This window comes from Pseudomonas sp. FW306-02-D09B, assembly GCF_058782685.1.
In genome coordinates, this window is the sequence record NZ_JBYSXY010000001.1 from 333,189 (window position 1) to 355,487 (window position 22,299).

Consider the following 22,299-nt stretch of genomic DNA (forward strand, 5'->3'; position numbering starts at 1 on the left):
ATGCTTTTGGGTGACCGATAAAACCTTGTTGTAGGAATCCTACAGCGGGCTATTGAGTGCGTTGTGTGCGCAAAGGCCCTGTTTATCAGTGGTGTAGCGATGTTTAAAACGTGTCGCCGGCTGTGTTGTTTATATTCTGTGTATTTAGCTTTCGTAAAAATCGGAAAGGTCCTGCTTTTTGTGCATGTGAGTGACGAAGGACGTTGCCCTATAGCGCATTGCGCTAAAAACACCGGGCTGTGATGATTTGGCGGTTGTCCGAAGCGTTCCAGTCACGCTAATGTCGTCTGACCCAGGCGCAGGAAGACGATGCGCGCAGGGATGCACACTCATTGTTTGATCGAGGATGGAAATGGAATCCGCAGAAATCCTGGTACTCCAGGCCAGCTACACCAATCCGATACACGCCGAAGCGATCAGTCTGGTTCTGAATCACTACGCTGAAGACCCGATGGGCGGTGGCACGCCGTTATCGGCCGATGTCTTGCAGCAGTTGCCCGGCGAGCTGGCCAAGCGACCCCATGCGTTCAGTGTCCTGGCGTTCGTTCACGGGGAGCCTGCCGGGCTGGTGAATTGCTTCGAAGGTTTCTCGACCTTTGCTTGCCGTCCACTGGTCAATGTCCATGATGTCATGGTGGTCGGAAAATTTCGCGGGCTGGGCCTGAGCCAGAAAATGCTGCAAAAGGTCGAGGATATTGCCCGTCAGCGTGGCTGCTGCAAAATCACTCTGGAAGTGCTGGAAGGCAATGCCGTCGCACAGGGTTCCTATAGCAAGTTCGGGTTTTCGGCGGGGATGTTCGATCCCGCTCATGGCCAGATGCTGTTCTGGATCAAGCCGCTTTAAACAAGAAGGGCGCCTCTGGGGGCGTGCACATCAATGCTGCGCAGAAAGCGGGGGCTGGAACCAGCCCCCGAAGAGATTACGGCTTGATGGTTGAGGCGCTGACAGCGGCAGCCTTGGGTTTCATCAGGCTGAAGTCGATCAGCGCTTTCTGTTCACGCTCATAAGGGTTGCCGATCAACAGCGGGCGCGGTTTGAAGCTGTCGCTGACCAGGCTCTTGCTGCGGTCCAGTTCATCGAAACTCAAGCCTGCAAGGTCTGCCCAGGTGTGGATCAGCTGCGAACTGCTGTAAGGCCGTTGCAGGTCCGCGGCAAAGCTCCAGTCGTGGGCTTCTCGCCATTTTGGCGAAGCCCAGGCGATGAATGGAATTGTGTACATCGGCGCAGTCGGTTTGGCTTCGTTACGCCCCAGTGTGGTGTGACCTGCGGAGTCGAAAACGTCTTCACCGTGGTCGGAGAGGTACAGCAGGAAGCCGTTTGGATCGGTCTTGGCGTAGTCCTTGATCAGGCTCGACACCACGAAGTCGTTGTACAAAACCGCATTGTCGTAGCTGTTGTAGGTCGGCAACTGATCATCGCTGATGCCTGCCGGTACACCCTGACGATCGTTGAATTTGTCGAACGTCGGCGGATAACGGTACTGGTAACTCATGTGCGTGCCGAGCAAGTGCACGACGATGAGCTTGCGCGGAGCGCTGTCGGCCAGGGCCTTGGAGAATGGTTCCAATACATCGCCATCGTACTGGCGGGCGTTCTGGTTGCGGTTGTTGTTCAGGTAGACCTGTTCATCAGCCTGCTCGGAGAACGTCGTGAGCATGGTGTTGCGCTTGGTCATGGTCTGCTGGTTGGTGATCCAGAAAGTCTTGTAACCCGCCTGTTTCATCACGCTGACCAGGGATGGCGTCTTCAGGTACAGGTCCGGATTTTCTTCGTCGGCGAAGGTCAGAACCTGTTGCAGCGCCTCGATGGTGTAAGGGCGCGGGGTAACGACGTTGTCGAAAACCGCCAGTTGATCCTTGAGCTTGTCGAGTTCCGGCGTGGTTTCACGCGGGTAGCCATACAGGCTCATGCGCTGACGGTTGGTCGATTCGCCAATCACCAGCACCAGGGTCGCCGGCTGGTTTGCCATTGCATCCTTGAAGTTGTGCAGCGGCGGGATCTGACTGGCGTTGTCGAGCATGCCTTGCATGCTGCCGAGCGTTTCACGGTAGCGACGATAGGCAACCATCATCTGCCACGGCACCGCTGGCTCGACTCGGGTTTCGAATTTTTCGAGGCCGCTGGCGAAGCTGCCGGTACGGGCCGTCTGCTTGATCAGCGGATAACCGATAATGGCGACCAGAATGGCAGTCGCGGTCAGCAGGGCTTTGCCACGAGAGAGGTAAACCGGGCGCAGACGCGTCCACAGCAATACTGCAACGGCGGTATGCGCCAGGAAGGCCAGGACCATCCACCAGGCGAAATACTGAGTCATGTATTCGCCAGCTTCCGACACGTTCGATTCGAACATGATGAAGATGACGCTTTGCGAGAATTCCTGCTGATAGATAAAGAAGTAACCCAGGCTCGCCATCGAGCAGGCCCAGAGCACGACACCGATCACTGCCGCCAGCAAGCGCGTACGCGCCGGGAACAGCAGCATCGGTGCCAGCCAGATGGCGCTCATGATGAAGGCTTGGCGGAAACCGGCGAAACCCGCGGTGTCAGACAAGAGGATGAGGAGTTGGGTGATGCCGGAGAAATACCAGAAGAACAGGAAAAGCCAGCCAAGTCCTGCCCAATCGAAACCTTTCGCAGACGTATTGCTGCGTTTAAACATCGCCATTCAGCGCTCCATCCGATTAATTACTGCGGATACTGGAGCATTTCCAGACACCAACAATTGCACCGCTCACAAAGTGAGCGGCTATAACCGATGAATTATCATCAGGCAGATGTGAAAAAATTGTGAGTGTCGTTCAGCTAACTGACAGCTTGCGTCGTGGCTATTGCCCGGTTTCAGCGCGTTACCGGCTGTGCAGGCAGTTGTGCCTGGGCAAGCAACAGGCGCAATTGCGCGACCTGGTCGAGCAGTTGTTCGCGTTCGGCTTTGAGCTGGCGCAATTCGTCACGACGAATAGTGACGTAAAGGGTCTGTGGAGGCAGTGCGTTTACTACGGTGCCCATTGCTCACCTCGCAAATGGCGTGTCACATCTGTGGGTGGGCTGCTCTGGAGCCGGGCTCGAACCACTGTCGGCGCCGATTCTGGTTTCTTTTTGTTATTTATGGAACTTTTTTATTTTTTGCGGTCCCTGTGTCTTCGCCAACGTTTTGGACGTTATCCCTATAGCTCGGGCAAATCGTCCGGAAACTATGTTGCAGCGCTCTGGACTAACCTTAATCAGGCTCATTGCGCTATAACCTTTGGCACACCTTTATTTGTAGTAAGGAGCATCAGCACATGCAACTGGGGATTATCGGACTGGGCCGCATGGGCGGCAACATTGCGCGGCGCCTGATGCTCAATGGGCACACCACTGTGGTCTATGACCGTAACACCGCGTTTGTTGAGACCCTGAGTGAAGAGGGCGCCACTGGCGTTGCGGACTTGCCGGCACTGGTCGCGGCACTGGATAAACCCCGAGCGGTCTGGGTCATGCTGCCAGCAGGCGCGCCAACCGAAGAAACCATCGACACCCTGAGCCAGTTGCTGGACGCCGGCGATGTGATCATCGATGGCGGCAACACCTTCTATAAGGACGATATCCGTCGGGCGAAAACCTTGTCGGAAAAGGGCCTGAAGTACATCGATGTCGGCACCTCCGGCGGAGTTTGGGGGCTGGAGCGCGGTTACTGCATGATGATCGGCGGTGACGCTGACGTGGTTGATCGCCTCGACCCGCTGTTCGACGCATTGGCGCCGGGCCTGGGTGATATCCCGCGGACCAAGGACCGGGTGGCTGAAGATGATCGTGCCGAACGCGGCTACATTCATGCCGGCCCTGCTGGTTCCGGGCACTTTGTGAAGATGATTCACAATGGCATCGAATACGGGATGATGCAGGCATTTGCCGAGGGTTTCGACATCCTCAAGACCAAAGCCTCGGAAAACCTGCCGGAAGATCAGCGCTTTGATCTGAATGTGGCCGATATTGCCGAAGTCTGGCGTCGTGGCAGCGTCGTCTCGTCCTGGTTGCTGGACCTGACGGCCGATGCCTTGGCCAGCGATCCGAAACTCGATGGCTACTCCGGCGCCGTGGCTGACAGCGGCGAAGGTCGCTGGACCATCGAAGCGGCCATGGAACAGTCGGTTCCGGTGCCGGTTTTGTCCAACTCGTTGTTTGCCCGTTTCCGTTCGCGCCAGCAAAGCACCTATGGCGACAAGCTGCTGTCGGCCATGCGCTTCGGCTTTGGCGGCCATGTCGAGACGCCAAAAAAATGACTTCGATCCGCAAGAAATCCAAGGCACACCCCGCACCACCCACCACGCTGTTCCTGTTCGGTGCTCACGGCGACCTGGTGAAGCGCTTGCTGATGCCGGCGCTGTACAACCTCAGTCGTGACGGTTTGCTTGGCGATGGATTGCGGATCATCGGTGTCGACCACAATGCGATCAGCGACGCGGACTTCGCCAAAAAGCTTGAAGACTTCATTCGCGCCGAGGCGGCCAACAAGGTCGGCCATGACTCTCTGGACCCGGTGCTCTGGGCCAAGCTGGCCAAGGGCATCAGCTATGTCCAGGGCGATTTTCTCGACGACAGCACCTATCAGGCGCTCGGCGCAAAAATCGCCGAGAGTGGTACCGGCAACGCGGTGTTCTATCTGGCCACCGCGCCGCGCTTTTTCAGTGAAGTGGTGCGTCGTCTGGGCTCGTCCGGGCTGCTGGAAGAGGGCGACAACGCCTTCCGCCGGGTCGTGGTCGAAAAACCCTTCGGTTCCGATCTGCACACCGCCGAAGCCTTGAACGCATGCTTGCTCAAGGTCATGACGGAGAAACAGATTTACCGGATCGACCATTACCTGGGCAAGGAGACCGTGCAGAACATTTTGGTCAGCCGGTTCTCCAACAGCCTGTTCGAAGCGTTCTGGAACAACCATTACATCGACCACGTACAAATCACCGCGGCAGAAACCGTTGGCGTCGAAACCCGTGGCAGTTTTTATGAGCACACGGGCGCTCTACGGGACATGGTGCCCAATCACCTGTTCCAGCTGCTGGCGATGGTTGCGATGGAACCGCCGGCGGCCTTCGGTGCCGATGCGGTGCGTGGTGAAAAAGCCAAGGTGGTTGGGGCGATTCGTCCCTGGTCCACCGAAGAGGCGCGAGCCAACTCGGTACGCGGTCAGTATGTTGCCGGTGAAATCGCCGGCAAGCCGTTGGCCGGTTACTGCGAAGAACCCAATGTCGCGCCAGACAGCACGACGGAAACCTTCGTTGCGCTCAAGGTGATGATCGACAACTGGCGTTGGGTCGGCGTGCCGTTCTACTTGCGCACCGGCAAGCGCATGAGCGTACGCGACACCGAAATCGCCATCTGCTTCAAGCCTGCGCCCTACGCGCAGTTTCGCGACACCGAAGTCGATGAGCTGCAACCGACTTACCTCAGGATCCAGATTCAGCCGAACGAAGGGATGTGGTTCGACCTGCTGGCCAAGCGTCCCGGGCCGGCACTGAACATGGCTAACATCGAGCTGGGCTTTGCCTACAAGGATTACTTCGAGATGCAGCCGTCCACTGGGTATGAAACCTTGATCTACGATTGCCTGACCGGTGATCAAACGCTGTTTCAGCGCGCTGACAACATCGAAAATGGCTGGCGTGCGGTTCAGCCGTTCCTCGATGCCTGGAAAGAAGACGCCAGTGTGCAAACCTATGCGGCCGGTGAAAATGGCCCGGATGCGGCTGATGAGTTACTGACTCGAGACGGTCGTGTCTGGCACAGCCTCGGCTGAGTCAGGCAATACTTCATACAAACCCCCTGTGGGAGCGGGCTTGCTCGCGAAGAGGTCATATCATTCAAGATCATTGTTGAATGACACACCGCTTTCGCGAGCAAGCCCGCTCCCACATTGACCAGTGTTACAACCAGTAGCTCACCGCATACCAGCCCAGCACGCCCATCACCACGGTGTACGGCAACGCCATCCAGACCATGCGCCCGTAAGACAGCCGAATCAGTGGGGCAATTGCCGAGGTCAGCAGAAACAGGAACGCTGCCTGACCATTGGGTGTTGCCACGCTGGGCAGGTTGGTGCCGGTATTGATGGCAATCGCCAGCGTTTCGAAATGCTCGCGGCTCATATGGCCGGAGATGAATGCCTGTTTCACCTCGGTGATGTAGATCGTCGCCACGAACACGTTATCGCTGATGGCCGACAACACGCCGTTGGCGATAAACAACATGCCCGGTTGCTGATCTGCCGGCAGGGACAGCACCCACTGGATCAACGGCGTAAACAGTTGCTGATCGTGAATCACTGCCACAACGGCGAAGAACACCACCAGCAAGGCGGTAAACGGCATCGCATCCTTGAAGGCATTGCCGATCCGGTGCTCTTCGGTAATGCCGGTGAACGCCGTGATCAAGACGATCACCATCAAGCCGATCAGCCCGACCTCGGCAATGTGAAACGCCAACCCGGCAATCAGAATCAGCGCGGCCGCGCCTTGTACCAACAGTGCAGCGCGTTGGCGGGCGGTGCGCTCGGCGTTGTCCTGTGCCGCATAGTTGGCCAGCACCGCGCGAACGTTGTCTGGCAGCAAGGTGCCATAACCAAACCAGCGCAGTTTCTCCAGCAACACACAGGTCACCAGGCCCGCGACCAGTACTGGCAGCGAGACCGGAGCGACCTTCAGGAAGAAGTCTGCAAAGTGCCAACCCATTTCATGGCCGATCAGCAGGTTCTGTGGCTCACCCACCAAGGTGCAGACACCCCCGAGCGCGGTGCCCACTGCGCCGTGCATCAACAGACTGCGCAGGAATGAACGGAATTGTTCAAGGTCTTCGTGATGCAGGACCGGCAGGTTCTGATCATCGCTGAATTCGCTGTCCTGCCGTGGATCGTTGCCCGATGCCACACGGTGATAGACCGAGTAAAACCCTACGGCCGCGCTGATGATCACGGCGGTCACCGTCAAGGCGTCGAGAAACGCCGACAGAAACGCCGACAGAAAACAGAACATCAGCCCCAGCAGTGCCTTGGAGCGAACCCCGAGCAATAGCCGCGAAAACAGAAACAGCAGCAGGTCTTTCATGAAGTAAATGCCCGCCACCATGAACATCAGCAGCAGGATCACCGGAAAGTTATGCAGCAGCTCGTCATACAGCGCTTCAGGTGTGGTCATGCGCAACAGCAGCGCTTCGACCATCAACAGGCCGCCCGGCATCAGCGGGTAGCATTTGAGTGCCATGGCCAGGGTGAAAATGAACTCAGCCACCAGCAACCAGCCAGCCGCTACCGGACCTGCCGTCCACAGCAGCAGCGGGTTGAAAATCAGGAAGGCGAGAATGCTTGCCTTGTACCAGCGCGGTGAATGCCCGAGGAAATTGTGTGTAAACGCCTGGGCCATTGAGCCGGACATCAGTTGCTCCTTCTATCAAGAAGCGCGCAACTTGCCGTAACAGTCCCGGAAGATCAAGCTCTTGAGTTTCATTATCAATAGGTGACAGCGCACCTGCAGCGCAACAACGACACAGCACTACCCCAGATAGCGCGCCACTACCGCCCGGTAGTGGCCGTCCAGCGAGTAGCCGCTGACCACAATTCGCTCGTCAGCCTGCACGGCCAGCGAGGTTGCGGTGTCCAGGCTGCGCCCCAGGCGAGTACGAACCCACCCTTGGCCATTGGCAAAATGGCGATCCAGGTGTCCGTCCGGGAGATGCCGCGCCAAAAGAAAATCCGCTGCAATGCCGCCAATGGTTGCTCCGACGCTGAGCACACGGCCATCGGCGAGAACCTGGGCGGCTGTCCATTGGCAGCCGCTGTTACCTATTTCAGTGAGTCGCGCGTGACCGCTATTGCAATGAGTATCCGGCCGACCATTATTGCGCACGGTCAGCGACAGGCATTGCATCGGGTCGCGGCTGCTACCGAAACACTGCAGGCGCCCATCCGGTTGCTCGATCACCTGACTCACCTGGGCACTGCGCCCCTGGACCTTGAAGCTTAGAAAACCGTCTTCAGCGAAGTCTTCGTCCAGCCGGCCGGTGCTGTCGAAGCGTGCCAGCAAACCTTCCTGCGGCAGGTTGATCGATCCGGCGACCACAATCCGACCATCTGCCTGCAACAGGAGGCTGTTCAGCCAGGTATTCATCAGCAGGTGCCTGACCATGACAAATCCGTGGCCGTTGAATGTCTCGTCCAGTGTCCCGTCCGGATTGAGCCGTATCAGGATGCCGACGTGATCCGCGAATTTGTAGTGATGGTTGGCCAACAGCAGGATTCGGCCGTCGGCCAGTACCCGAAAGTCGCAGGCTTCGGCGCCCGAGACTCCCGGTGGTAACCAGTCGTCACGCAGGCCTCTGGACAAATCACCGGGCAAACGCACGATCTGTACCCCCCGGTCGCCAAATTGCAGAACCGGGTGTCCCTGCGAGTCAAACATTGCCAGTGCCGGGAGTGTGCGGTGGGGGCTTTCGTAATGCAGGCCGGATAACAGGATTTTTCCATCGGGCAGTTCTCGAACCTTGCCTCCTGTGGCTTCGAAGTCGCTTGCGAACTGTCCGGTAATGCTGCCCTCCATGCCGAAGCTCCGATCCGCTGAGCCATCCTCAAGTAGTCGGGCCAGCCCATAACCGTAACCGTCCCAGGTTCCGACCTTGGCCGCGACCAGCAAGCGGCCCATTGAATCGACCGCCACATCGTTGGCCATACTTGAAAGACTGCCCGCGAACTGCACCCAGGCCTTGCCGGATGATGCAAAACTTGAGTCGAGTTGTCCCGCTGTGCCGAGAGGGGCCGCGAAGGCAAAAGCGTTATGGATGGGCATGTCGCATCTCCTTGCGAGTCGACCAGATCCAGAACCTCGGAGGAAGACCTTGAAGGAAATATTCAATCCCTGATTGATGCAATGCACAACGGTCTGAAATCACAAACGGAGCGTCGTTCTGTGCCAGAACAATGTCTTTGCGAACCGCTGACAAGTTGGTCTGGTTTATACGACCGTCTATCGCAATAAAGCGTTAACCGAGAGGGTCGAAGAGGAGGGGGTATCTTGAGAGGTATCGATAAAAAAGTGCGGATCACGGCGCAGTGATCCGCACTTTTTGTTTACTGCGGCATTGTCCAGGATTGCAACTGATAACCTTCCTCGCTCAATTCGGCGCGAACTTGTTCCAGCAAGGATGCAAGTTGGGCCGGGTCGGTATAGGTGCTGCTGGGGATCTGTTTGCGGCCGATAGGGGTGCTGGTGCGGTCGATGACGGTCAGGCTGAGTTCGCCGGTGCCGTCCTGTGGAGCCCAGGCCACGCATTGGAAGGGGGTAAATGCGCGGTCGGCAATCAAAAGAGCTTCGTTGATACGGAGCGGGGCGTTCATGGGGTCTTCTCTCGTCTGTGCCCAATCAAGTGATGTGCCGTCGGTTGGGCTTACCGTTCGGCTGGTTACTTGTACTGATGCGCGCAATGGGGGGGCGGGTCACACACATTCAAAAGAATTTTCAACTTTCTTTTATAAAGGCAGCGGCAAGGGGCGCATTGAAAGCTGGATGAAAGGTTCAAACGTGTCAGGTCGCTAATACGGGCACGTTTTATAACGTAAACAACGTTGACCTTATTATTAAACGATACAAGGCCGCGTCAAGATCTTGCTAACGTTACATTCAAGGACGCCAAACGACTGTTTCTAATAAATTTTCTAATTTTTGGCGCCAAGGAACAGTCATGATCGAAACGCCCGCATTGCGACGTTTGCTAGTGGTTGATCCGTGTGACGACTGCCATCGCTTATTACCCGGCCTGCGTACGATCGGCTGGGATGTCGACAGTTGTACCCTGGAGAACGCTTCCCATCGTTCCTGTGATGTCGGCCTGCTGCGCCTTAAACCTGTTCATTTTGAGCGTCCTGAAGCCGTCAAGGAACTGATCAGCCGTAGCGGTACTGAATGGATCGCTGTTCTCAACCAGGAAGTCCTGCGGTTGCAGAATGCCGGCGATTTTGTCTGCGAATGGTTTTTCGATTTCCATACCTTGCCGTTTGACGTCTCCAGGGTTCAAGTGACCCTTGGGCGTGCGTTTGGCATGGCGCGTTTGCGCGGCCAGGGCACGATTCACGTCCACCAGCCCGAGCATGAACTGCTGGGCGACAGCCGGCCGATCCGCGAACTGCGCAAATTGCTGAGCAAATTGGCGCCTACCGAGTCTCCGGTGTTGATTCGAGGGGAAAGTGGTACCGGTAAAGAGCTGGTCGCCAGAACCTTGCACCGTCAGTCGCAACGCCACAGTAAACCGTTTGTCGCGATCAATTGCGGGGCGATTCCCGAGCATCTGATTCAATCCGAGCTGTTTGGTCACGAAAAGGGCGCTTTTACCGGTGCACACCAACGTAAAGTCGGACGCATTGAAGCCGCCAATGGTGGCACCCTGTTTCTGGATGAAATAGGTGATCTGCCCCTTGAACTGCAAGCTAACCTGTTGCGTTTCCTGCAGGAGAAACACATCGAACGGGTCGGCGGCAGTCAACCGATTCCCGTGGATGTCCGGGTCTTGGCAGCCACTCACGTGGACCTGGAAGCTGCGATCGAGGCCAAGTGTTTTCGCGAGGATTTGTACTACCGGCTCAACGTCCTGCAGGTGGTCACTGTGCCGCTACGCGAGCGTCACGGTGACCTGGCGCTGCTGGCCAACCATTTTTCCCACTTTTACAGCCAGGAAACCGGACGTAGGCCGCGCAGCTTCAGCGAAGACGCACTGATTGCCATGGGCAAGCACGATTGGCCGGGCAATGTCCGTGAGCTGGCGAACCGGGTGCGTCGAGGGTTGGTGCTGGCTGAAGGCCGACAGATCGAGGCACGGGACCTGGGGTTGATTGGCCAACAGGTGATTACCGCGCCAATGGGCACTCTGGAAGACTACAAGACCCGCGCCGAACGCCAGGCATTGTGCGACGTATTGAACCGCCACAGTGACAACCTCAGTGTGGCCGCTCGAGTACTGGGCGTGTCCCGGCCGACTTTTTACCGATTGCTGCACAAGCACCAGATCCGCTAGGGCGCGGAGAAACGAAAAGGCCCGCTGCGATTGACGTCGCAGCGGGCCTTTTCCTTGTGTGGCGTTTAGAAGTAGTACGGGAATTTCAGGCTGAAGGAGAAGGCCGGTGCGTCCTGGGTCAAGCCGATGGCGAGGTTGGGCACTATCGTCAGTTTGTCGGTTGCCGCCATGGTCAGGCCGATGTTGAAGTTGGCAGCGTTGTAATCGCTGTCCGGGATTGATTGCCAGTCCTGGCCGCTTGGTTTGACTTTGCTTTTGCGGGCGAATTGGTCGGAAAACGAAAACGACATACTCATTTTCTCGTTCAAGGCAAACGCAATGCCGGCGCCGATCTGCCAGGAATCGCCGAGTTTCACGTCTCCCGGGACCGTGGAATTTACAGTGGGGCTGATATCGCTGAAGGAGTCCTGCATGTTGTAGGTATAGGACAGGCTGCCGAAGAGCACGGCAGGGTCGAAGGTCTTGACCAGTGAGATACCCGGGGTAATCGACCAGACACCGTTGCCGGTAGGGAGTGACTGAGGTACCGACAAATTGTCGTTGCCCGGGTCCTTGATCAGCTTGATTCCGTACGGATTTTTGCCGGTCGGCGCCTTGATTCGCAGAGTGGCGACCGCGTCGGGCAGGTTTTCCGATTCATCCAGGAACTTGTAGGCAACACCAAAGTTGACATCGCCTATGGTCGGATCGCGCTTGACGGTGGCGTCGGATGAGACTGGGGCTGCGCCTCCTGCACCACCAGAAGAGTATGTCGATTCTCGATAGACGACCGGGACGTTGATGTCGAACTGCCAACGTTGCGCTACGTTGTAGCGGCCTGTCAGGTCCAGGGTCCAGTTGTCGGCCTTGATGCGGTCAATGTTGATGTTGCCAAGAAAAATCGAGTCAAGGGCCAGAAAGCCATTGAGCACCAATGCACGGGTATCGTAGTGGGTATAAGTCATGCCCGTTTCGAAACTGAACTTGCCACCACCGAAGAAACCGCTGGCTTCGTCATACAGGTTGGACACGCTTTGCGCCGGTCCCGAGTCGTCCTTGAGCGACTGCCCATACGAACTGGTCCCCGGGGCACCCGTAGCCACGGTCTTGGCGCCTGCGGTCTTCTCGGCAGGGGAGCGGGTCAGGCGCTTGGGAGCAGGTGTTGCTGGTGTTTCTTCGACTTGTTTAACGCGCTGCTCAAGTACCATCAGCGCGTTTTGTTGTTCTTGGTAACGCTGTTTCAGCTCCATGAGTTCTTGTTTTAAGGCTTCTACCTGGGGGTCCGGTGCTGCTTGCAGCAAAGTGGCCGGGACCAAGGTACTCAAACAAACGACAGCTCTGAACGTCAAAGATCTGTGCATGGGTTTGTCGTCCCTTCTGACTACATTCAATGAGACTCAGCGTAGATCAGTATCCGAGAGTGCGTAGGCCTTTTAGTTGGTCCAGATTGCAGTCCAGCGCCCCGACGGTCGGCAGGTTATTGCGCAGGACAACATTGAGGGACGTCAGGTTGTTCACCTGGTTTCTTCCGCCGAGCAAGGTCGCGTTCTGCATCAGGCCTCCCTGGGCAAGGCGTTGCACGGTATTGCCCTGATTGTTGTTAGCCTGGATGCTCAACTGCACGCCAGTGTTACTTGACGACATACTGAAGGTCCCGGCACCGTTGGATGCGGACAGGGTCGTGCCGGCGGCCAATGGCTGGCCCTGGGTATCCATTTGTGGTGCCTGGTTGGCTTCTTTGACGTTGATGTCGACATTGTTGTAGGCGCTGTTGTAGTCGCCGGCGGCGCGCACGACCTGAGTTACACCCTGTGAGGTGCTGAGGCCGCCACCGCCGCTGACATTGCCGGAACCCTGGGAGACCGGGGAACCATCACCTTTCTTGTCGATCATCGACACATAGAACTGTGGCTTGATGGTCGATTCCTGAATCTGCATCGAGGAGGTTGCCCCGATCACTTCACCACTGGCGTTTTGCCAAGTGCTGGTCATGACAATCCCGAAACTGATGATCCGGCCCGGCATGACATACCGGCCGCGAAGGGTTGCCAACTCCTGATCCTTCAGTTCAATCGGTTTGAACGTGAGTGCTTGTGTTGGCAGGCTGGCGGCCAGGCAAACGACGGCCAGCCAGTATGGAGTCTTCATTGGATACTCCCGGAGCTTCGTGCTCCCTTGTCATTAGAAAAAGTCGCTCTGGATGAATCCGAAATCCATCAATTCTGTGTCCCGCACCGGGCTGAAGGTGTTGATACGGTTCTTGGCGGTCAGTGGCAAAGGTGGATCGCGCAAGACGTTGGTCTTGTCGTAGCCCTGGCCTATGACGGCGAAGATGATGCCGTTCCAGCCTTTGACAAAGTCGTCGAACTTGAAGCGTCTGTGACCGAGTACCGGATCACCGATATACACCCAGTCTTTCTCCGCTTTTTGCATGACCACGAAGTGCTTGTAGCCGCGGATGTCCATGAGCACGATCACCGGAATGGCGACGCTGGTCAGCGTTTCCGGCGTTACCCGATAACCACGGGCCCGCATGCCGATACTTTCCACGTAACGCTTCATGTCGAGCATGGAGAAGCCCTGGACGCGGACCAGATTCTGGTCGGAGTGAGCCAGCATGCCTTCGATGATTTGTGCCTCAGTTACGTCCAGCCAATAGGCCTGGCGCAATATGGTCGCCAGGGAAGCTGCACCGCAGCTGAAGTCGGTTTTCTGTTGGACCAGATCGGCAAATTTGCGCTCACGCATGCTCTGGACCGGTTTGAAAATGACCGCTCCGCCTGGCAAGACTGAAAGCGGCATTTGTCCCGCTTCGCTCAGGCCAGCCAGAAAAACCAGGAACGCCAGGGCGAAAGTGCGCATGATCGGAAGCCCTCGTGCAAGAGTGAAAAAAAGCCCCCCGAAGGGGGCTCTCCAGACTCTGGAGCTAGGTTTACAGGCAGGTTCTGCAACCGGATGCAATGGACAGCGAGTTGCTTTGCTGGTTGCCAACACCGGCCGCCACGTTGACGCCGAGGTTGCCACTGCCACCATTCACCGAACCGTTCAGGTTGGCAGTGTTGGTCACAGGGTTTGCCCAGCCAGTTGGGGTCAGCACTTGCCAGGACACGGTGTTGCTCAAGTCGAAAGAACTGGACTCGCTGAAACTTTGAGATTTGTCTTTCGATTGAGCGCCAACTGCTGCGCGCGCTTCGCTGCCCGATGCGTCGATCGATACGCTGCTCGATTTGCTGCTCGATTTGCTGTTCGATTTGTCGATCGATGCGGCGAGCGATGCGTCGATATCTGCGTCGAAAGTCGCACTGCGGCTGCTGTGATGGCGACCGTCATTCCTGGTAGCGCTAAGGTCCACATCCACGTTCGCATCCAGATTAGCTTTCACATCTGCGTGAGAAGCAGAGGCGCTGGCAGATTTCGAAGCAAATTTCGCATCGAAGTCCGAAGTAAAGGCCGAAGCAGAGTACTTGGCATAGTCCGAAGCAGAGTGCGATTTGGAAGCCTCTTGGAAAGACTGATGACCGCTGGCTGAGACGGTACGCGACAGCGTATCCACGCGGAACGTCCGATCGGCGTCGTTATCCACCCTCAGGCCTGGGCCTGACTGATCGGCACTCGCGGTTGCAGTAGCGTGCTTGCCGCCAGACACAGCGATCGCCATGGTGTTTTTCTGTTGGTTAAGGTCGCCAGCAGCCATGTTGATACCCATGTTGCCGCTGCCGCCGTTAGCCGAACCACTCATATTGGCGCTGTTGTTGGTGGATTGGTTGTAGACCTCGTTGTTGTTTTGGGTTTGCGTAACCTTGGCGGTTGCCACCACAGACCCAAAGACAAACGAGCCATCGCCGCTGGCAATGGCGGCAGCGTTGTCTTGTTGGTTGCCGTCGCCTGCTGCAACGTTGACGCCCACGTTACCGGACGCGCCCGTGGCCGAGTTGGTCATGTTGGCAGTGTTTTTAGTCCCTTCATTGCTGATGTAGTTGTTAGTGCTGGTTTGTTTATCCGTAGCGTTGGCGGTGGCGCCAGCATTGGTGGTGTCTTTTGGATTTACGTGATGACGATGATGATGCTCGTCATCACGCTGGCCAGCTTGTACAGCAATAGCCATTACCGCAGCGATTGCGAAAACCAGAGGCTTGAGTGCCATTGAAGGTTTCATGCTGATTCTCCAAACTTTATTTTTAGGTTAAGTGTTGTTTCTTACCTTTTGGGTCAATCCGCGACCCGTACGCTCAGGGTGTTGGCCGTTCGGTTTCCCACCCCGGCGCTCTGATTCAACTGGATCACCCCACGGCTACCGGTGAAGGCCTGGTCGCTGATAGCGACCTGGCGATGGCCAGGAGTAGGATCCGTTGAATCGGAGCTATTGAGCAGCGCCACGTTCTGTTGCTTGAGGACGCTGTCGTCGATACTTTGCGGCGTAGCACTGATGCTTATCCGCAGGGCGTTGGCTTGCTGGTTGCTGGCGCCCGAACTCTGGTTGACCCCCAGTACGCCATTGCCGTTACTGAAGGCGTTGCCTTTAATGGCTGACTGGGCATCGATCCTGGGGTCGACCTGAGTACGCAACCGTTGGCGAATTTGCGTGGTGGCGCTGGCGTCGGTGTTAATGGCGATGGCTCGGGCGTTGGCCTGTTGTTGCTGATCGCCGGCAGCCTGGTTGACCGAGAAGTTGCCCTGGTACTGACTGCCTGAGTTGTCGATGGTGGCCGTATCGATGACAGGCGGTTGGGCAAAGGTCGACGCACTGCAAAACATGGCCAGAATCAGCAGAGTGCGATTCATTTCATTGTCCCCCCGATAACATTCAGACTGCCCAGGCCTTGCTGGATGGTGCCGTTGATCCTGTTGGCAACACCGTTGCCGGAGCCTGCGGAATGTCCTGCGGACAAGCCGGGCAGCTGTGACTGACCGTTGATGTTGCCGTTCAGCGTGCCGGTGGCTTGAGTGATCGTGCCGGCGATACTTGCGCCGCTGCTGATGCCGGAAATGTCACTGTCCGTCAGTTCATTGGTTGCACTGATGACTTGTTTGGACGGGTTGGCATTGACGGTCAGGGGGCTAGGGTCGGGAACCATGGGGCGGCGAGTCGCGTTACGCGTTTGGACTTCCCGCTGGATGACAATGATCCCATCGGCGGCCTGGACAGGCAGACTCATGACAGAGCTGAACGCACATCCGATCAGCAAGAGGTGGATAAAGCCTTTATCAATTGTCTCCACGTCGGCACTCCCTCTTCTTTTTTTGCGCTGGCTCTGGTCAGCGTTGTGAAGGAGAGAGCAGAAGCTGTGCCGCTTTTTATTTATTGATTTAATTCAATACGTTATGGGGTAGGGCAGGCAGGGGGATGTTTGAGCTGTATCAACCGTGAGACGGTGCTCGCTGTTGCGAGCCGGCCCCATCGGTCGAAATGCTCTAAATCAAGTGTTCGCGGGCGAGTGTACCAATGACTTAACAGTCAGCATGACAAGAGGATGAAGGCCGTTGATAGGGCTGTTGCGCTGCACTGGAGTGTTTCAGGAATGGACACATGGCCCCTCAAATACAGGTGCTTTCACGGCGTTAGCAATTGCTCCACTGCAGCAAAGGCCTGACGACGGCGCTCGGCCCAATCGCCGTTGATGACCTGCAGTCTTTGCTGGTGTTGTTCCAGCCAGGCTTTTGTCGCGTTGAAGAACGCCAGGCGCTGGTTCAGATCCGGTTGGCAGCGCTGGCCATCATCCATCCAGTCAACCGATTCGGGAGACAGCAGCAGGTGCAGGTCGTACTGCCTGGCCAGCAAAGCGTCTTCGATCCAGGCGGGGCATTCGCCAAACAGGGTTTGGCTCCACAGCACATTGCTCAGCAAGTGAGTATCGAGAATCAGCAGTGCGGGGCGCTGGGCCCGGGCGCTGTCTTCCCAGGCCATTTGACCACGGGCAATCTGCGGGATATCGGCAAGGCAGGTATCACGCGGGTTCTGTTCGATGAAGTAACGTACGTATTCGCTCACCAGCAACCCACCAAAGTGGCGTTGAAGCTCTGCCGATAACCAGCTTTTGCCACTGGACTCCGGGCCGGTGAGTACCAGGACCTTCATGCGCGCAACGCCGGATCGGCCTGCCATTCGCGCCAGCCTTGTACGGCGATCAGCGTAAACAGGCCATAGAGCGCAGCTGTCAGGTACAGGCCCTTATAGATAAACAGCCCGACAAAAATCACATCGACGGCAATCCACAGCGGCCAGCATTGCAGGCGTTTTTGCGCCATCCACAATTGCGCCACCAGACTGAAACCGGTCAATGCTGCGTCCAGCCAAGGCTGCGCGGCATCGGTCCAATGAGCCATGGCCGCGCCCAGCAGCAAGCTGCCGACAGCACCGACGGCCAAGCCTGCCCACATCGAGCGTCCATCCAGTTGCGTGACTTGCCGTCCATGTTGCGCTTCGCCGGCACGGGTCCATTGCCACCAGCCATAGAGCTGCAAGCCGGCGTAAATCACCTGCAGCAGCATGTCCGAATACAGCTTTACCTCGAAGAAGATCCAGCTATAGAGCAGCACCATGACCAGTCCGATCGGCCAGCACCAAGGGTTCTGTTTGACCGTTAACCAGACGGCAATCACGCCGAGTGCGGCGGCAAACAGTTCAAGCCCGGACATGGCGGATCCTTGGTGAAGTTGAAAAGGGCGCCGATTGTAACGCAGGTGGGGATTGTGGCGAGGGGGGCTTGCCCGAAGCCGGTCAGTTAAGACGCGGACCCTGTGGGAGCGTGGCTTGCCCGCGAAGCGAACACCGCAGTTTTTCAGGCATTGCGCGTTATCGTTCTTCGCGGGCAAGCCACGCTCCCACATGGGCAGTGTTTCACCGCAAGGTTCGTCTACACCCGAAACTGCTTGAGCAGGCCATTCAACTGCTCACTGAGTTCTTTCAAATGCACGCTTGCGACGCTCGACTGCTCAGCAGCCAAGGCGGTGCTGTGGGACAAACCAGCGGCCTGGGTGACGTTCTGGTTGATATCCTCGACCACATGCGCCTGTTGCAGGGTTGCACTGGCAATCGAGGCGTTCAGACCGTTGAGATTATTCAGGGCCTGGCCGATCGCGCTCAGGCTGGCACCCGCCAACCCGGCCTGTTCAATGGTCAGTTGCGAGGCGCGGCTGCTGTCGCCGATCACTTTGACTGCCGCCTCGGAATGGCTCTGCAAGCGCTCGATCATCGACTGGATTTCAGCCGTGGACTTTTGTGTGCGCTGTGCCAGCAGCCGGACTTCATCGGCCACCACGGCGAAGCCCCGTCCCTGCTCACCGGCACGGGCCGCTTCAATGGCCGCATTGAGCGCCAGCAGATTGGTCTGTTCGGCGATCGAACGGATCACTTCGAGCACGCTGCCGATCTGTGTGCTTTCGGTGGCCAGGGTGCGGATCACCTCAACGGCTTGATCGATGGTGCCCGACAGTTGATCGATCTGCTGCAAGCTCCCATCGATGTTTACTTGCCCCTGTTGTGCCTGCGCTTGCGCATCGCGCATTTCGCTGGCGGCGTGTTCGGCATTTCTGGCCACGTCCTGCACGCCATAGGTCACTTCATTGATGGCGGTCGCCACCAGTTCCATTTGTTGGGACTGTTGCTGGCTGCGCGCCTGGGCCTGGGCCGCATCGTTGCCCAAGTCGCTGGATGACTGCCCCAGGGCACTGGCGGACAGTTGCAACTGAGTGATGACCCGACGCAGTTTTTCCGTGAAGGCGTTGAAATGCTGCGCCAATTCGGTCACTTCGTCCTGACCATGGGTATCAAGGCTACGGGTCAGATCGCTTTCACCGCTGGCGATATTGGCCATGGCGTTCACGGTTTCCTGGAGTGGGCGCACGATACTGCGCGCAATCAGGATCACCAGCAGTGCCATAAGGACTGCAATGGCAAGCCCGACAAGCGATGTCTGCCACATTTGTGCGTAAAACTCGGCCTGCATGTCATCGATGTACACACCCGAACCAATGACCCAGCCCCAAGGCTCGAAGAGTTTCACGTAGGAGGTCTTCTGGACCGGTGTACTGGCACCCGGTTTCGGCCAGCGATAGTCAACCATGCCGGCGCCTTTGGCCTTGGCGATGGCCGCCATCTCGTTGAACAACGCGAAGCCGTCCGGATCCTTGATCGTGGAAAGGTTCTGGCCTTCGAGTTTCGGATTGGTCGGGTGCATGACCATCACGGGTGTCAGGTCGTTGATCCAGAAGTAGTCGTTCTGGTCGTAGCGCAATCCGCGCACCACGCTCAATGCCTGTTTCTGCGCCGCTTCGCGGGTCAGGGTGCCGGCGGTTTCCAGGTCGTGGTAGTAGGCCAGAATGCCGCTGGCCGTCTGCACCACATGCTGGGTTTTCTGGGCCTTGGCCTGATAAAGGTCATCGTGGATCTGCTTGAGCATCAGCACACCCAACGTCAACAGCATCAGCACAGCCACAATCAGGATGAGCCACAGACGGCGGCTGATCGACACACTGCGCAAGCTATTCATAACCGTATTACTCCTGGTTTTTTCTTGTTCTTGTCATAAACGACCGCCAGCATTCAGGCACGCTTTTGCTGTTGAGCCAACCCTACTCAAGTCCAATTACGGCGCAGCGTAATTCAGGCATGTCTGATAGGATTTCGGCCGCGTCAGCAAAAACCTGAAGTTACGCTGATTTTTCATGGGATTTTTACGGTTTCGCGTGAAGATCGTGCGTGTTGTCATTTGGTGACGCTGATCGCAGTGGACGCTTGAATTTTATTAGCGAGGCATGCCTTGGAGGCATCGTTTCATTGGGGGATTAATGGATTTTTGGACCACCGTTCAGGCTTTGATTCTTGGCGTTGTAGAAGGACTGACAGAGTTTTTGCCCATTTCCAGTACCGGGCACCAGATTATCGTCGCGGATTTGCTCAACTTCGGTGGCGAACGCGAGAAGGCATTCAACATCATCATCCAGCTCGGCGCGATCCTGGCCGTGGTCTGGGAGTTTCGCCGTAAGATCCTCGACGTGGTGACCGGGTTGCCAACGCAGCGCAATGCTCAACGGTTTACCGTCAACCTGTTGATCGCTTTCATGCCGGCCGTGGTGCTGGGGGTGATCTTCGCCAATATGATCCACAAATACCTGTTCAACCCGATCACCGTGGCGACGGCGCTGGTGGTGGGCGGGGTCATCATGTTGTGGGCTGAGCGTCGCGAGCACAGCGTGCACGCCGAAACTGTCGACGAGATCACCTGGAAAGATGCCCTGAAGGTCGGTTTTGCCCAGTGCCTGGCAATGATTCCCGGCACTTCGCGCTCCGGTTCGACGATCATCGGCGGCTTGTTGTTTGGCCTGTCGCGGAAAACCGCCACCGAGTTTTCGTTCTTCCTGGCCATGCCGACCATGGTCGGCGCCGCGGTGTACTCCGGCTACAAGTATCGCGACCTGTTTCAGGCGGCTGACTTCCCGGTGTTCGCCATCGGCTTCGTCACTGCGTTTATATTCGCGATGATCGCGGTCAAGGGCTTGCTCAAGTTCATCGCCAGCCACAGCTACGCTGCGTTTGCCTGGTACCGGATCGTGTTCGGCTTGTTGATCCTGGCAACCTGGCAGTTCGGTTGGGTCGACTGGGCGGCGGCTACATCATGATTGAGCCACGCAATGGGCGCGGGATTCAAAACCCGCGCCTCAAAGGCCTGGTGTTCCTGGCGCTGTGCGCTTTGCCGGCATTTGGCTCGATGCTTATGTGGTGGCGCGGGATTTCGCTGATTCCGCTCGCGGCCTATGGGATTGTCAGCCTGCTGGCGTTCTTGCTGTACTGGAGCGACAAGCGCAAGGCCCGGGCCGACAGCTGGCGTACACCGGAAAAGGTGCTGCATGCAATCGAACTGGCCGGTGGCTGGCCAGGCGCTTTGCTCGCCCAGCAAGTGTTTCGGCACAAGACCCGCAAAGTGTCTTATCAACTGGTGTTCTGGATCATCGTGCTGTTGCACGAGGTGTTCTGGATCGACCAGTTGTTTCTTGGCGCCGGCCTCTTCAGGCTCTTCTAAATCAATAACCCGACCTGCACGCGCTTGGGCAACTTGCTCACCACCAGTTGGTGAGAACGTTGCAGCAAGCCTTGCAGCTCATCGGCGCCAAGCGGGTAGGGCGTTTGCATGATGATCCACTGCGCCCTTGCCAGATAGGGCGCAGGCCCGATGCCCGGGCGATCGACGTGCCCCAGAAACAGCTCTTTATCGACCTTGAACGCCAATGACTCACCCCGCAGGTTTTGCAGGGCAAACATCTTGTTTCCAGCCACTGAAAACACCCGTACACCGCCCCATTTGTAATCCTCTTGCGCCCCGGGCAGTGCCAGGCAAAAACGCGCCACGTCTTCTTCAGTCATCGGCTTGGCCTTCATAACAGTCGATCCCCGCAGGCTTTGAATGATTCGGTCAAATGGTCAATCCAGGCACGCACCGCCGGCAGCAAACCGCGCCGATGAGGGTAGACTGCCAGCAGCCAACCGCCAGGCAGTGACCACTCGGGTAACAACTGCACCAGCGAGCCGTTTTCCAGTTCTTCTTCGCAGTACATCATCGGCAGCAGGGTGAAACCAAGACCCGCAAGCACGCAGGCTTTGCGCACAATGAAATCATCGATCCCGAGCCGTGCTTCCAGCGTCAGGTCATAGCTCTTGCCGTGAGCGTCGAGCATGCGTACGTGCACCATGCGATCAGCTTCCAGAGCACCGAGTACTGGAACCTGCTTCAGGTCTTCCGGGCTGTTGATGGGATGCTCGCGTATAAAGGCCGGGCTGGCGATCATCACCATTTGCGCCTGGCGCAAACGCCGGGTGACCAGCAGCGGGTCTTCATCACCCAGTTCTCGCACCCTCAAGGCGACATCGATGCCTTCGGTCACCAGGTCGACCCGGCGATTGAGCAACTGCATCTCCAATTGCACTTGGGGGAAGCGTTCCAGAAACGTGCTGATGACCGATGGCAAAAACTCATGAGCCAGCCCAACGGGGCAGGAAACCCGCAAGCGCCCTCGGGGTTCGCTGGACATGCTGGCGACGGCCTCGTCAGCCATTTCGGCCTCCAGCAGCATTGCCTGGCAATGGCGCAAATAGCGCTCGCCGACAGCGGTCAGCTTAAGTTGGCGGGTGGTGCGCTGGAGAAGGCGGGCACCCAGACGCTCTTCAAGTTCGGCGATACGCCGCGACAACCGCGACTTGGGGATGCCCAACACGCGCCCGGCAGCGGCGAAACCGCCGGCTTCGACGACTTTGGCGAAGTAGTAAAGGTCATTGAGGTCTTGCATGGTTTCACTCG

General features: G+C 57.3%; 22 protein-coding genes. 6 read left to right on the forward strand and 16 right to left on the reverse strand.

Translation table 11 applies throughout. The features are described 5' to 3' along the window. Window positions 1-352 precede the first annotated feature (352 nt). Window positions 353-844, forward strand: a complete 492-nt coding sequence (locus AC3WK5_RS01670) for a GNAT family N-acetyltransferase (RefSeq protein WP_103316538.1) — start codon at window positions 353-355, stop codon at window positions 842-844. Between the two features lie 76 nt (window positions 845-920). Here the strand turns inward: AC3WK5_RS01670 and AC3WK5_RS01675 are convergent, their stop codons facing one another. Together AC3WK5_RS01675 and AC3WK5_RS01680 are read right to left on the reverse strand one after the other, a co-directional pair. Beyond that, window positions 921-2,666 (reverse strand): phosphoethanolamine transferase CptA, encoded by a 1,746-nt coding sequence (locus AC3WK5_RS01675; protein WP_103316536.1) that lies wholly within the window; start codon window positions 2,664-2,666, stop codon window positions 921-923. A gap of 173 nt (window positions 2,667-2,839) precedes the next feature. Continuing rightward, window positions 2,840-3,007, reverse strand: a complete 168-nt coding sequence (locus AC3WK5_RS01680; RefSeq protein WP_177474896.1) for a DUF6026 family protein — start codon at window positions 3,005-3,007, stop codon at window positions 2,840-2,842. Between the two features lie 251 nt (window positions 3,008-3,258). Here AC3WK5_RS01680 and gnd point away from each other — a divergent pair, with 251 nt between their 5' ends. Both gnd and zwf read left to right on the forward strand, forming a co-directional pair. After that, window positions 3,259-4,263 carry a phosphogluconate dehydrogenase (NAD(+)-dependent, decarboxylating) gene (gnd, locus tag AC3WK5_RS01685; RefSeq protein WP_256583829.1) on the forward strand — a complete coding sequence of 335 codons (1,005 nt, stop codon included), beginning with the start codon at window positions 3,259-3,261 and terminating at the stop codon, window positions 4,261-4,263. Further along, window positions 4,260-5,774: a glucose-6-phosphate dehydrogenase gene (gene zwf, locus AC3WK5_RS01690; RefSeq protein WP_103316534.1), complete on the forward strand. Its 1,515-nt coding sequence runs from the start codon at window positions 4,260-4,262 to the stop codon at window positions 5,772-5,774. The genes gnd and zwf overlap by 4 nt, the downstream gene beginning before the upstream one ends. A 127-nt stretch (window positions 5,775-5,901) precedes the next feature. On the opposite strand, the gene nhaB is transcribed toward zwf, so the two are convergent. The 3 genes from nhaB to AC3WK5_RS01705 form a co-directional block, all read right to left on the reverse strand. Further along, a complete protein-coding gene (gene nhaB / locus AC3WK5_RS01695; RefSeq protein ID WP_103316530.1) occupies window positions 5,902-7,404 on the reverse strand; it encodes a sodium/proton antiporter NhaB in 1,503 nt (500 codons plus the stop codon). Between the two features lie 117 nt (window positions 7,405-7,521). Continuing rightward, window positions 7,522-8,811, reverse strand: a complete 1,290-nt coding sequence (locus tag AC3WK5_RS01700) for an NHL repeat-containing protein (RefSeq protein ID WP_103316528.1) — start codon at window positions 8,809-8,811, stop codon at window positions 7,522-7,524. 281 nt (window positions 8,812-9,092) lie between these two features. Further along, the gene (locus AC3WK5_RS01705; protein WP_054597516.1) at window positions 9,093-9,359 is read right to left on the reverse strand and encodes a hypothetical protein; all 267 of its coding nucleotides are present in this window, start codon (window positions 9,357-9,359) and stop codon (window positions 9,093-9,095) included. Between the two features lie 344 nt (window positions 9,360-9,703). On the opposite strand from AC3WK5_RS01705, the gene AC3WK5_RS01710 reads away from it, so the two are divergent. Continuing rightward, complete coding sequence (locus AC3WK5_RS01710; RefSeq protein WP_103316526.1) at window positions 9,704-11,029, forward strand: sigma-54 dependent transcriptional regulator; 1,326 nt, start codon at window positions 9,704-9,706, stop codon at window positions 11,027-11,029. A gap of 65 nt (window positions 11,030-11,094) precedes the next feature. Here the strand turns inward: AC3WK5_RS01710 and fapF are convergent, their stop codons facing one another. From fapF to AC3WK5_RS01755, 9 genes are all read right to left on the reverse strand, one after another. Then, on the reverse strand, window positions 11,095-12,369 hold the full coding sequence (fapF, locus tag AC3WK5_RS01715) for a fibril amyloid transporter FapF (protein ID WP_103316524.1): 1,275 nt from the start codon (window positions 12,367-12,369) through the stop codon (window positions 11,095-11,097). A 46-nt stretch (window positions 12,370-12,415) separates the two neighbouring features. Then, complete coding sequence (fapE, locus tag AC3WK5_RS01720; protein ID WP_103316522.1) at window positions 12,416-13,156, reverse strand: fibril amyloid subunit FapE; 741 nt, start codon at window positions 13,154-13,156, stop codon at window positions 12,416-12,418. Between the two features lie 33 nt (window positions 13,157-13,189). Beyond that, the gene (gene fapD, locus AC3WK5_RS01725; protein WP_103316520.1) at window positions 13,190-13,870 is read right to left on the reverse strand and encodes a fibril amyloid maturation endopeptidase FapD; all 681 of its coding nucleotides are present in this window, start codon (window positions 13,868-13,870) and stop codon (window positions 13,190-13,192) included. A gap of 70 nt (window positions 13,871-13,940) precedes the next feature. Further along, window positions 13,941-15,164 carry an amyloid-like fimbrin subunit FapC gene (fapC, locus tag AC3WK5_RS01730; RefSeq protein WP_103316518.1) on the reverse strand — a complete coding sequence of 408 codons (1,224 nt, stop codon included), beginning with the start codon at window positions 15,162-15,164 and terminating at the stop codon, window positions 13,941-13,943. Between the two features lie 53 nt (window positions 15,165-15,217). After that, entirely contained in the window at window positions 15,218-15,790 is a 573-nt protein-coding gene (fapB, locus tag AC3WK5_RS01735) for a fibril amyloid subunit FapB (protein ID WP_103316517.1), read from the reverse strand. Further along, window positions 15,787-16,227, reverse strand: a complete 441-nt coding sequence (fapA, locus tag AC3WK5_RS01740) for a functional amyloid chaperone FapA (protein ID WP_103316515.1) — start codon at window positions 16,225-16,227, stop codon at window positions 15,787-15,789. The genes fapB and fapA overlap by 4 nt, the downstream gene beginning before the upstream one ends. Window positions 16,228-16,559: 332 nt before the next feature. Continuing rightward, on the reverse strand, window positions 16,560-17,084 hold the full coding sequence (locus AC3WK5_RS01745; RefSeq protein WP_103316513.1) for an AAA family ATPase: 525 nt from the start codon (window positions 17,082-17,084) through the stop codon (window positions 16,560-16,562). Further along, window positions 17,081-17,644: a nicotinamide riboside transporter PnuC gene (gene pnuC / locus AC3WK5_RS01750; protein ID WP_103316511.1), complete on the reverse strand. Its 564-nt coding sequence runs from the start codon at window positions 17,642-17,644 to the stop codon at window positions 17,081-17,083. The genes AC3WK5_RS01745 and pnuC overlap by 4 nt, the downstream gene beginning before the upstream one ends. Window positions 17,645-17,862: 218 nt before the next feature. Beyond that, window positions 17,863-19,497 carry a methyl-accepting chemotaxis protein gene (locus AC3WK5_RS01755; protein WP_103316509.1) on the reverse strand — a complete coding sequence of 545 codons (1,635 nt, stop codon included), beginning with the start codon at window positions 19,495-19,497 and terminating at the stop codon, window positions 17,863-17,865. Window positions 19,498-19,795: 298 nt separating this feature from the next. Here AC3WK5_RS01755 and AC3WK5_RS01760 point away from each other — a divergent pair, with 298 nt between their 5' ends. Then, the gene (locus tag AC3WK5_RS01760) at window positions 19,796-20,626 is read left to right on the forward strand and encodes an undecaprenyl-diphosphate phosphatase (protein WP_103316506.1); all 831 of its coding nucleotides are present in this window, start codon (window positions 19,796-19,798) and stop codon (window positions 20,624-20,626) included. Beyond that, window positions 20,623-21,027: a DUF1294 domain-containing protein gene (locus AC3WK5_RS01765; RefSeq protein WP_103316673.1), complete on the forward strand. Its 405-nt coding sequence runs from the start codon at window positions 20,623-20,625 to the stop codon at window positions 21,025-21,027. The genes AC3WK5_RS01760 and AC3WK5_RS01765 overlap by 4 nt, the downstream gene beginning before the upstream one ends. Here AC3WK5_RS01765 and AC3WK5_RS01770 read toward each other — a convergent pair. Both AC3WK5_RS01770 and AC3WK5_RS01775 read right to left on the reverse strand, forming a co-directional pair. Beyond that, on the reverse strand, window positions 21,024-21,383 hold the full coding sequence (locus AC3WK5_RS01770) for an MmcQ/YjbR family DNA-binding protein (protein WP_103316504.1): 360 nt from the start codon (window positions 21,381-21,383) through the stop codon (window positions 21,024-21,026). The genes AC3WK5_RS01765 and AC3WK5_RS01770 overlap by 4 nt on opposite strands. After that, window positions 21,380-22,288, reverse strand: a complete 909-nt coding sequence (locus AC3WK5_RS01775) for a LysR substrate-binding domain-containing protein (RefSeq protein ID WP_103316502.1) — start codon at window positions 22,286-22,288, stop codon at window positions 21,380-21,382. Before AC3WK5_RS01775 ends, AC3WK5_RS01770 begins: the two co-directional genes overlap by 4 nt. Between the last annotated feature and the right edge of the window lie 11 nt (window positions 22,289-22,299).

Excerpts from the sequence above, each read along its gene's own strand:
- AC3WK5_RS01670 (WP_103316538.1), top strand. The coding sequence starts at position 353 with ATGGAATCCGCAGAAATCCTGGTACTCCAGGCCAGCTACACCAATCCG.
- AC3WK5_RS01675 (WP_103316536.1), bottom strand. The coding sequence starts at position 2,666 with ATGGCGATGTTTAAACGCAGCAATACGTCTGCGAAAGGTTTCGATTGG.
- AC3WK5_RS01680 (WP_177474896.1), bottom strand. The coding sequence starts at position 3,007 with ATGGGCACCGTAGTAAACGCACTGCCTCCACAGACCCTTTACGTCACT.
- zwf (WP_103316534.1), top strand. The coding sequence starts at position 4,260 with ATGACTTCGATCCGCAAGAAATCCAAGGCACACCCCGCACCACCCACC.
- nhaB (WP_103316530.1), bottom strand. The coding sequence starts at position 7,404 with ATGTCCGGCTCAATGGCCCAGGCGTTTACACACAATTTCCTCGGGCAT.
- AC3WK5_RS01700 (WP_103316528.1), bottom strand. The coding sequence starts at position 8,811 with ATGCCCATCCATAACGCTTTTGCCTTCGCGGCCCCTCTCGGCACAGCG.
- AC3WK5_RS01705 (WP_054597516.1), bottom strand. The coding sequence starts at position 9,359 with ATGAACGCCCCGCTCCGTATCAACGAAGCTCTTTTGATTGCCGACCGC.
- AC3WK5_RS01710 (WP_103316526.1), top strand. The coding sequence starts at position 9,704 with ATGATCGAAACGCCCGCATTGCGACGTTTGCTAGTGGTTGATCCGTGT.
- fapF (WP_103316524.1), bottom strand. The coding sequence starts at position 12,369 with ATGCACAGATCTTTGACGTTCAGAGCTGTCGTTTGTTTGAGTACCTTG.
- fapE (WP_103316522.1), bottom strand. The coding sequence starts at position 13,156 with ATGAAGACTCCATACTGGCTGGCCGTCGTTTGCCTGGCCGCCAGCCTG.
- fapD (WP_103316520.1), bottom strand. The coding sequence starts at position 13,870 with ATGCGCACTTTCGCCCTGGCGTTCCTGGTTTTTCTGGCTGGCCTGAGC.
- fapC (WP_103316518.1), bottom strand. The coding sequence starts at position 15,164 with ATGAAACCTTCAATGGCACTCAAGCCTCTGGTTTTCGCAATCGCTGCG.
- fapB (WP_103316517.1), bottom strand. The coding sequence starts at position 15,790 with ATGAATCGCACTCTGCTGATTCTGGCCATGTTTTGCAGTGCGTCGACC.
- AC3WK5_RS01745 (WP_103316513.1), bottom strand. The coding sequence starts at position 17,084 with ATGAAGGTCCTGGTACTCACCGGCCCGGAGTCCAGTGGCAAAAGCTGG.
- pnuC (WP_103316511.1), bottom strand. The coding sequence starts at position 17,644 with ATGTCCGGGCTTGAACTGTTTGCCGCCGCACTCGGCGTGATTGCCGTC.
- AC3WK5_RS01755 (WP_103316509.1), bottom strand. The coding sequence starts at position 19,497 with ATGAATAGCTTGCGCAGTGTGTCGATCAGCCGCCGTCTGTGGCTCATC.
- AC3WK5_RS01760 (WP_103316506.1), top strand. The coding sequence starts at position 19,796 with ATGGATTTTTGGACCACCGTTCAGGCTTTGATTCTTGGCGTTGTAGAA.
- AC3WK5_RS01765 (WP_103316673.1), top strand. The coding sequence starts at position 20,623 with ATGATTGAGCCACGCAATGGGCGCGGGATTCAAAACCCGCGCCTCAAA.
- AC3WK5_RS01770 (WP_103316504.1), bottom strand. The coding sequence starts at position 21,383 with ATGAAGGCCAAGCCGATGACTGAAGAAGACGTGGCGCGTTTTTGCCTG.
- AC3WK5_RS01775 (WP_103316502.1), bottom strand. The coding sequence starts at position 22,288 with ATGCAAGACCTCAATGACCTTTACTACTTCGCCAAAGTCGTCGAAGCC.